This is a genomic window from Saccharothrix sp. ST-888, assembly GCF_000955975.1.
Lineage (GTDB): Bacteria > Actinomycetota > Actinomycetes > Streptomycetales > Streptomycetaceae > Kitasatospora.
Genome location: NZ_JYJF01000170.1, coordinates 1 through 8,381 on the forward strand (window position 1 = coordinate 1; position 8,381 = coordinate 8,381).

General features: G+C 75.3%; 1 protein-coding gene and 1 pseudogene. Both read left to right on the forward strand.

Going from position 1 to position 8,381, the window contains the following annotated elements; all coding sequences use genetic code 11:
* A partial coding sequence (locus UK12_RS30895; protein WP_045306519.1) for a type I polyketide synthase occupies positions 1–1,157 on the forward strand: 1,157 nt, incomplete at its 5' end.
* A 128-nt stretch (positions 1,158–1,285) separates the two neighbouring features.
* Positions 1,286–8,381: pseudogene (locus UK12_RS30900) on the forward strand (type I polyketide synthase); the annotation flags it as partial.

Genomic DNA, 8,381 nt, shown 5'->3' on the forward strand with positions numbered 1-8,381 from the left:
CGATCGAGTCCTGTGACGTGTCGGACCGCTCGGCGCTCGCCGAACTGCTCGACCGGGTGCCGGCCGAGCACCCGCTGACCGCCGTGATGCACACCGCCGGTGTGCTGGACGACGGGGTGCTCGACCTGCTGACGCCCGAGCGGGTCGCGGGCGTGCTGCGGCCCAAGGTGGACGCGGCGCTGAACCTGCACGAACTGACGAAGCATCAGAAGCTGAACGCCTTCGTGCTGTTCTCCGGTATCGCGGGCATGCTGGGCGATCCCGGGCAGGGTAACTACGCGGCGGCCAACGCCTTCCTGGACGCCTTCGCCGAGCACCGCCGGGCCGAGGGCCTGCCCGCCACCTCGGTGGCCTGGGGCCGCTGGGGCGAGAGCGGTATGGCGGCCCACGGCGCGATCGGCGACCGGCTGGACCGCGCCGGACTGCCGGGCATGCCGCCGGAGTCGGCGATCGCCGCCCTCCAGCAGGCCCTGGACCTGGACGACACCGTGATCACGGTGGCCGACATCGTCTGGGAGCGCTTCGCCCCCGGCTTCACCGCAGTCCGCGCCTCCGCCCTGCTGGACGAGCTGCCCGCCGTCCGACGAGCGGCGGTGAGCGGCGAGCCCGCAGGACCTGCCGAGCCGGACGCCTCCGACCTGCGGCAGCGCCTGCTGGGGATGGCCGAACTGGAGCGCGAGCAGACCGTCCTGGACCTGGTACGGGCCCACGCGGCGGCGGCGCTCGGGCATGCGACGGTCGACGAGGTGGGTGCGAACCGGGCCTTCAAGGAGCTCGGACTGGACTCGCTGACCGCCCTGGAGCTGCGCAACCGCCTCAACGCCGCGACCGGACTCCGGCTCCCGGCGACGCTGGTGTTCGACTTCCCGACCCCGGCCGCCCTGGCCGCCCGCCTCGGCGCGGACCTGCTGCCCGAGGGCGGCGACCAGGGCACGGCCTCGCTCGCCGACCTCGACCGTCTGGAGGCGGCCCTGTCGACGGTCGCCGAGGACGAGGACACCCGTACCGACGTCGCCGCCCGGCTCCAGGCCCTGCTGGCCCGGTGGAGCGGCGCTCCCCGCGAGGCGGAGACCGAGGCCCAGGTCGCCGAGAAGCTGCAGTCCGCCTCGGCCGACGAGGTGTTCGCCTTCATCGACCAGGAGCTCGGCATCTCCTGACGGCCGGCCGGCGCCCGGAAGAAACACACCGGGCGCCGGCCGGCCGGGTACGCGGTGCTCCCGTCCCCGGGTCTGCCCGCACGTTCTTGCAGTTCCCCGCAGTCATCGAATTGGGTGAGGTTCCAACAGTGGATCAGGAAAAGCTCCTCGACTATCTGAAGCGCGTGACGGCGGATCTGCACCAGACCCGCCAGCGGCTGCGCGAGGCGGAGTCGGTCGACTCCGAGCCGATCGCCCTGGTGTCGATGAGCTGCCGGTTCGCGGGCGGGGTGAACTCCCCCGAGGAGCTGTGGCAGCTGGTGGCCGAGGGCCGCGACGCGGTCGGCGACTTCCCGACCGACCGGGGCTGGGACATCGAGTCGCTCTTCGACGAGGACCCGGACCAGCAGGGCACCAGCTACACCCGGCAGGGTGGCTTCCTGTACGACGCACCGGAGTTCGACGCCGCCTTCTTCGGGATCAGCCCCCGCGAAACGCTCGGCATGGACCCGCAGCAGCGCCTGCTGCTGGAGGCGTCCTGGGAGGTCCTGGAACGGGCCGGGATCGACCCCACCTCGCTCAAGGGCAGCCGGACCGGCGTCTTCGCCGGGACCAACGGCCAGGACTACGGCGACCTGCTGTACCAGGTTCCCGAAGGCGTCGAGGGCTACACCCTCACCGGCAACTCGGCGAGCGTGCTCTCCGGCCGCCTCTCCTACACCTTCGGCCTGGAGGGCCCGGCGGTCACCGTCGACACCGCCTGCTCCTCCTCGCTGGTCGCGCTCCACCTCGCCGTGCAGGCGCTGCGCCAGCGGGAGTGCTCGCTGGCGCTGGCCGGCGGCGTCACGGTGATGTCCAGCCCCCGTGCGTTCGTCCAGTTCAGCCGCCAGCGCGGGCTGGCCGCCGACGGCCGCTGCAAGTCCTTCGCCGCCGCCGCCGACGGCACCGGCTGGGGCGAGGGCGTCGGCATGCTGCTGCTGGAGCGGCTGTCGGACGCCCAGCGCAACGGGCACCCCGTCCTGGCCGTGATCAGGGGCTCGGCCGTCAACCAGGACGGCGCGAGCAACGGCCTCACCGCCCCCAACGGCCCCTCCCAGCAGCGCGTCATCCGCCAGGCGCTGGCCGCCGCCGGGCTCACCCCCGCCCAGGTGGACGTGGTCGAGGCACACGGCACCGGCACGGTCCTCGGCGACCCGATCGAGGCCCAGGCCCTGCTCGCCACCTACGGCCTGGAGCGCCCGCAGGACCGGCCGCTGTGGCTGGGCTCGGTGAAGTCCAACCTGGGCCACACCCAGGCCGCCGCCGGTGTCGCGGGCATCATCAAGATGGTGCTGGCGATGCAGCACGGCGTGCTGCCGCAGACCCTGCACGTGGACGAGCCCTCGCCGCACGTGGACTGGTCGTCCGGCGGCGTCGCCCTGCTGGAGCAGGCCCGGCCGTGGCCCGAGACCGGGGAGCCGCGCCGCGCGGGCATCTCCTCCTTCGGCGTCAGCGGCACCAACGCCCACACCATCATCGAGCAGGCCCCGCCGGCCCCCGAGCCCGCCGCCGGGGCCGAGGCGCCGCAGCCCGTCCTCGCGCTGCTCCCGCACCTGGTCTCGGGCCGGACGGCGGACGCCCTGCGGGCCCAGGCCGCCCGACTGCGCGCCCACCTGGACACCGTTCCCGAGCTCGCCCAGGCCGACCTGGCCCACTCGCTGGCCACCACCCGCGCCGCCCTCGACCACCGGGCCGCCGTGCTGGCCGAGGACCGCGCCGGGCTGCTGGCCGGCCTCGACGCCCTCGCCGCCGGCGAGCCCGCCCCGAACCTGGTGCAGGGCGTCGCCCCGGCCGAGGGCCGGACGGCGTTCCTGTTCACCGGGCAGGGCAGCCAACGGGCCGGTATGGGCGCGGAGCTGCACGAGGCGTTCCCGGTGTTCGCGGAGGCCTTCGACGCGGTGTGCGCCGCGTTCGACGCGCACCTGGAGCGTCCGCTGCGCGAGGTGGTGTTCACCGGCGGGGACGGTCTGCTGGACGAGACCTCCTACACCCAGCCCGCACTGTTCGCGATCGAGGTGGCCCTCTACCGGCTGGTCGAGTCCTGGGGCCTGGCCCCCGACTCGCTGGCCGGCCACTCGATCGGCGAGCTCGCCGCCGCCCACGTCGCGGGCGTCTGGTCGCTCACCGACGCCGCCGCCCTGGTCGCCGCGCGCGGCCGGCTGATGCAGCAACTGCCGCGCGGCGGAGCGATGGTGGCGGTCGAGGCGACGGAGCAGGAGGTGCTGCCGCTGCTCGCGGGCCACGAGGACCGGGCCGGTGTCGCCGCCGTCAACGGGCCCACCGCCGTGGTGCTCTCCGGCGCCGAGGACGAAGTCCTCCTGATCGCCCGGCACTTCGAGGAGCTCGGCCGCCGGACCCGGCGCCTCGCGGTCAGCCACGCCTTCCACTCACCGCTGATGGACGGCATGCTGGACGAGTTCCGCAAGGTCGCCGAGAGCCTGGACTACCAGCCCGCGCGCCTGCCGATCGTCTCCACCGTCACCGGTGCCTCGCTCTCCGCCGAGGAGCTGAGCTCGCCCGAGTACTGGGTGCGCCACGTCCGCGAGGCGGTCCGCTTCCACGACGCCGTCCGCAGGCTCGACGCCAACGGCATCACCACCTACCTGGAGCTCGGCCCCGACGGTGTCCTCACCGCGATGGCCCAGCACTGCCTCGGCGAGGACCGGGACGGCGGCAGCGACGGCATCGCCCTGGTGCCCGCACTGCGCGCGGACCGGCCCGAGGTCCAGTCGCTGCTGACCGCCCTGGCCCGGGTCCACGTCCACGGCGCCACGCCCGACTGGCAGGCCGTGTCCACCGGTTGGGGCGGCACCCGGGCCGACCTGCCCACGTACTCCTTCCAGCGCCGCCGGCACTGGCCCGAGCCGCCGTCCGGCTGGCTCGGCGACGTCACCTCCGCCGGACTCGGTGCGGCCGACCACCCGCTGCTCGGCGCCGCAGTCGCCCTCGCCGACGCCGACGGGGTGCTGTTCACCGGGCTGCTCTCGCTGCAGACCCACCCCTGGCTCGCCGACCACGCGGTGATGGGCACCGTCCTGCTGCCCGGCACCGCCTTCGTCGAGCTCGCCATCCGGGCCGGCGACCACGTGGGCTGCCACCGGCTCGCCGAACTGATGCTGGAAGCCCCGCTGGCCCTGCCCGAGCGCGGTGCCGTCCAGCTCCAGCTCGCCGTCGGCGAGGCGGACGCCACCGGCAGCCGCCCGTTCACCCTGCACTCCCGCCCCGAGCCCGAGGACGCCGCCACCGTCGCCGCCCTGACCGCCGAGCACGCCTGGACCAGGCACGCCACCGGCACCCTCGCCCCCGCGTCCGCCGACCGCCGGGGCGAACCGCTCGGCCGGGACAGCTGGCCGCCGGCCGGAGCCGTTCCGGTCGAGACCGACGGCCTCTACGATTACCTGGCCGAGGCCGGGTTCGGCTACGGGCCGGTCTTCCAGGGACTGCACGCGGCCTGGCAGTCGGGCGACGAGATCTTCGCCGAGGTCCGGCTGCCCGAGCAGGCCAGGGCCGACGCCCGCCTGTTCGGCCTGCACCCCGCGCTGCTCGACGCCGCGCTGCACGGCGTCGGCATGGGCGCCCTGCTGCGGCCCAGCGAGTCCGGGCGGCTCCCGTTCGCCTGGAGCGGCGTCACCCTGCACGCCTCGGGCGCCGACACCCTGCGGGTCCGGCTCTCCCCGGCCGGTGAGGACGCCGTCGCCGTCACGGTCGCGGACGCCACCGGCACGCCCGTCGCCGACGTGGAGTCGCTGCTGCTGCGCCCGGTCTCGGCCGCCCAGGTGCACGCCGCCCGGGCCGTGCACCACGAGTCGCTGTTCAGCGTGGAGTGGCAGCCCGCACCCGCCGTTTCTCCCGCCGCCGACGTCGACGGCTGGGCGCTGCTCGGCGAGGACGGACTCGGACTCGGCGCGGCCGGGTTCACCGTCCCCGCACACCCCGACCCGGCCGCCGTAGCGGAGGCCGCCGCACTGCCCCGCACCGTCCTGGCCGTCGTCCCCACCGAGCCCGGTGCCGCTCCGGCGGCCGTGCACACGGCGGTACGGCGGGCGCTCGCCCTGGTGCAGGAGTGGCTGGCTGACGACCGCCTCGCCGAGACCCGACTGGTCCTGGCCACCAGAGGCGCGATGGCCGTCGCCCCGGGCGAGGACGTCACCGACCTGGCCGCCGCCGCCGTCTGGGGCCTGGTCCGCTCCGCGCAGTCCGAGCACCCGAGACGCCTGGTCCTGCTCGACCTCGACGCCGACCCGCGCTCCGCCCAGGCCCTGCCGGCCGCCGTCGCGGGCGGCGAGCCGCAGCTCGCACTGCGGGCCGGAGCCGTCCACCTGCCCCGGCTCGCCCGGGTGACCGCAGCCGCCGACGGCGAGTCCCACGCCTTCGCGCCGGACCCGCAGGGCACGGTCCTGGTCACCGGCGCCACCGGCACCCTCGGCGCCCTGGTCGCCCGCCACCTGGTCACCGTCCACGGCGTCCGGCACCTGCTGCTGGTCTCCCGCCGGGGCATCGAGGCCGCCGGAGCCCCCGAACTCGCCGCCGAACTCGCCGAGTCGGGCGCCCGGGTGACCCTGGCCTCCTGCGACGTCGCCGACCGCGACGCCCTCGCGGTCCTGCTCGCCGCCGTACCCGCCGAGCACCCGCTCACCGCCGTCGTGCACACCGCAGGCGTGCTGGACGACGGCATCGTCTCCTCGCTCACCCCCGAGCGCATCGACACCGTGCTGCGGCCCAAGGCGGACGCGGCCTGGCACCTGCACGAACTGACGAAGGATCAGAATCTCTCCGCCTTCGTCCTGTTCTCCGCGGCGGCCGGCACCCTCGGCGGTCCCGGCCAGGCCAACTACGCGGCGGCCAACGCCTTCCTGGACGCCCTCGCCCACCACCGCCGGGCCGCCGGCCTGCCCGCCACCGCACTGGCCTGGGGCCTGTGGGCCGAACGCAGCGGGATGACCGGCACCCTGGAGGAGGCCGACCTCCGGCGCATCAACCGCGCCGGTGTCGACGCGCTCTCCTCCCGCGAGGGCCTCACCCTGCTGGACACCGCGACCGCGCTGGGCGGCGCGACCTACGTCCCGATGCGGCTCGACCTCGCCGGACTGCGCGGCCAGGCCGCCTCCCCGGCGCTGCCCGCCCTGCTTCGGGGACTGGTCCGGGCACCCGCCCGGCGCGCCGCCCGGGCCGCCGAGGACGCCGACGGCTCCTTCGCCCAGCAGCTGGCGGCAGTTCCGGCCGCAGAGCGGGCCAAGGCGCTGCTCGTCCTGGTCACGGCCCACGTGGCCGGCGTGCTCGGCCACACCGCATCGGACGCCGTCGAACCCCAACTCGCCTTCAAGGACCTGGGCTTCGACTCGCTGACCGCCGTCGAGCTGCGCAACCGGCTGAACGCGGCGACCGGCCTGCGGCTGCCGGCGACCCTGGTCTTCGACTACCCGACCCCGGCCGCCCTCGCCGAACAGCTGGGCAGCGAACTGCTCGGCTCGGTCGACGCGATGACCGCCGTGGCCGTCACCACGGCGGCCGAGGACGACGACCCGATCGCCATCATCGGCATGGCCTGCCGCTACCCCGGCGGGGTGGCCTCGCCCGAGGACCTGTGGCGGCTGGTGTCCGCAGGCGGCGACGGCGTGTCCGCCTTCCCCACCGACCGTGGCTGGAACCTGGACGCGCTCTACGACCCCGACCCCGAGCGCCAGGGCACCTCCTACGCGCAGCAGGGCGGCTTCCTGCACGACGCCAGTGCCTTCGACCCGGGCTTCTTCGGCATCAACCCGCGCGAGGCGCTGGCGATGGACCCGCAGCAGCGGCTGCTGCTGGAGGCGTCCTGGGAGGCGTTCGAGCGGGCGGGGATCGACCCCACCACCCTGCGGGGCAGCCGGACCGGCGTCTTCGCGGGCGTGATGTACCACGACTACGTCTCCCGGCTCCCCGCCATCCCCGAGGGTGTCGAGGGCTACCTCGGCACCGGGAGCTCCGGCAGCGTGGCCTCGGGCCGGGTGTCCTACACCTTCGGCCTGGAGGGCCCGGCTGTCACGGTCGACACCGCGTGCTCGTCCTCGCTGGTGGCGCTCCACCTGGCTGGGCAGGCACTGCGCTCCGGCGAGTGCACGCTGGCGCTGGCGGGCGGTGTCACCGTGATGTCCACCCCCGACACCTTCGTCGACTTCAGCCGCCAGCGCGGGCTGGCCGCCGACGGCCGCTGCAAGTCCTTCTCCGCCGACGCGGACGGCACCAGCTGGGCCGAAGGCGTGGGCATGCTGCTGGTCGAGCGGCTGTCCGACGCCCGCCGCAACGGACACCCGGTGCTGGCCGTGGTGCGTGGCACCGCCGTCAACCAGGACGGCGCCAGCAACGGCCTGACCGCCCCCAACGGCCCGTCCCAGCAGCGGGTGATCCGCCAGGCCCTGGCCAACGCCGCCCTGTCGGCGGACCAGGTGGACGCGGTCGAGGCACACGGCACGGGCACCACGCTGGGCGACCCGATCGAGGCGCAGGCGCTGCTCGCCACCTACGGCCAGGACCGGGCCGAGTCCGCGCCGCTCTGGCTCGGCTCGGTGAAGTCCAACCTGGGCCACACCCAGGCCGCCGCCGGCGCGGCGGGCGTGATCAAGATGGTGCAGGCGATGCGGCACGGTGTGCTGCCGCAGACCCTGCACGTCAGCGAGCCGTCCCCGCACGTCGACTGGACGGTCGGCGCGGTCTCGCTGCTCACCGAGGCTCAGCCCTGGCCGGAGACCGGGCGGCCGCGCCGCGCGGGCGTCTCCTCGTTCGGCGTCAGCGGCACCAACGCCCACGTCATCATCGAGCAGGCCCCGGCGCCGGTGTCGATGGCCGAGCAGAGCCCGGTGCGGACCGAGTCGGGCGTCGTGCCGTGGGCGCTGTCCGCGAAGACCCGCGAGGCCCTGCACGCCCAGGCCTCCAGGCTGCACCGGCAGTTGACCGAGGACGCGGCCCTGCCGGACCCCGTCGACGTCGGCTGGTCCCTGGCCACCACCCGCGCCGGCCTCGAACAGCGTGCCGCCGTGGTGGGCGCCGACCGGGCCGAGCTGCTGCGCGGCCTGGAGGCCCTGGCGCGCGGCGAGTCGGCCGGCAACGTGGTGGAGGGCCAGACGGCCGGGTCCGGCCGTACGGCGTTCCTGTTCACGGGGCAGGGGAGTCAGCGGGTCGGGATGGGCGCCGAGTTGTATGCGGCGTTCCCGGTGTTCGCCGGGGCTTTCG